At 38.0% G+C, this 894-nt stretch carries 2 protein-coding genes; both read right to left on the bottom strand.

The window, feature by feature from the left end:
* Nucleotides 1-416 precede the first annotated feature (416 nt).
* Complete coding sequence (locus DP116_RS28360; RefSeq protein ID WP_169158266.1) at nucleotides 417-695, bottom strand: glutaredoxin family protein; 279 nt, start codon at nucleotides 693-695, stop codon at nucleotides 417-419.
* A gap of 80 nt (nucleotides 696-775) precedes the next feature.
* Complete coding sequence (locus DP116_RS28355; protein ID WP_246275849.1) at nucleotides 776-883, bottom strand: LuxR C-terminal-related transcriptional regulator; 108 nt, start codon at nucleotides 881-883, stop codon at nucleotides 776-778.
* Between the last annotated feature and the right edge of the window lie 11 nt (nucleotides 884-894).

Below are 894 nucleotides of genomic sequence, written 5' to 3'. Positions count from 1 at the left end.
TACTTATACGGTTTCATACTTATCTTGACTTTTAGGTTAAAAAAAGTATCGTAAGTAATTCCCGTAATAATTGAAAACTAACAACTCATCTACTAGGGTCAGTTGATAAACTGTCACTCATCTAATTCCGCGTTTCATGGTATGAGTTTAATCTTTATTAATGCAAGGAGTGATACCACTTCACCATATGTTTGCCACAAGTTATCTTCGCAATTTGTCTCACCAGCAGAGTGTTGCGAGTTTCAAATGTTGCACAAAAAAGTGAATTGGTATACAATTATATAAAAAAGCGCTTGATCTAAAAAAAATCTCAAGCGCTTTTTAATGTAAAAATAACACCGTGTCGCTCTCTGGGTAAGAAGAAATTGAAACGACAAAGAGCGGTTTGGGGTCTAGTATATTCGCTTACACCTAAGTTATAAATACTTCTGAAGCATATTCTCCAATTGTTGTACTGTTGCCCTAGGAGAAGGACGAGGTAAGGGTAGGTCCTTTTTCTCCTCTGCGCCTTCTGTAGTTCTGGGGTTTGCTAAAAAAAGCACTGGCACCTCGTATTGGTAAGCTTGAAACCAATCTTCACGAGTTGTAATATCCCGGATTTCTAGCTCAAACTTGAGGTTTTGTATCTGTTCTAGTTTTTCCTGCAAACCCTCACACAAATGACAACCGGGCTTGCTATATAAGATGATTCGCATTTGCTTCAACCAAAATAGACTCTGTTTGACTTCATCTTTACTACCATACTCACTTTCATTTCATCCCATCGAGCAAGATATTAGTCGAGCAAATGTTGTTGTACCCACAGCACAGCCTGAACTCGATCGCGAACATCTAACTGACTGAAAATTTGAGAAACATAATTTCTCACTGTTCCTTCACTCAGGTGAAGTTCTT

The sequence above is a fragment of the Brasilonema bromeliae SPC951 genome (assembly GCF_012912135.1).
GTDB classification, from domain to species: domain Bacteria; phylum Cyanobacteriota; class Cyanobacteriia; order Cyanobacteriales; family Nostocaceae; genus Brasilonema; species Brasilonema bromeliae.
Note: the sequence above shows the minus strand (reverse complement) of the source record. Positions and strands in the feature narration are given on the sequence as shown.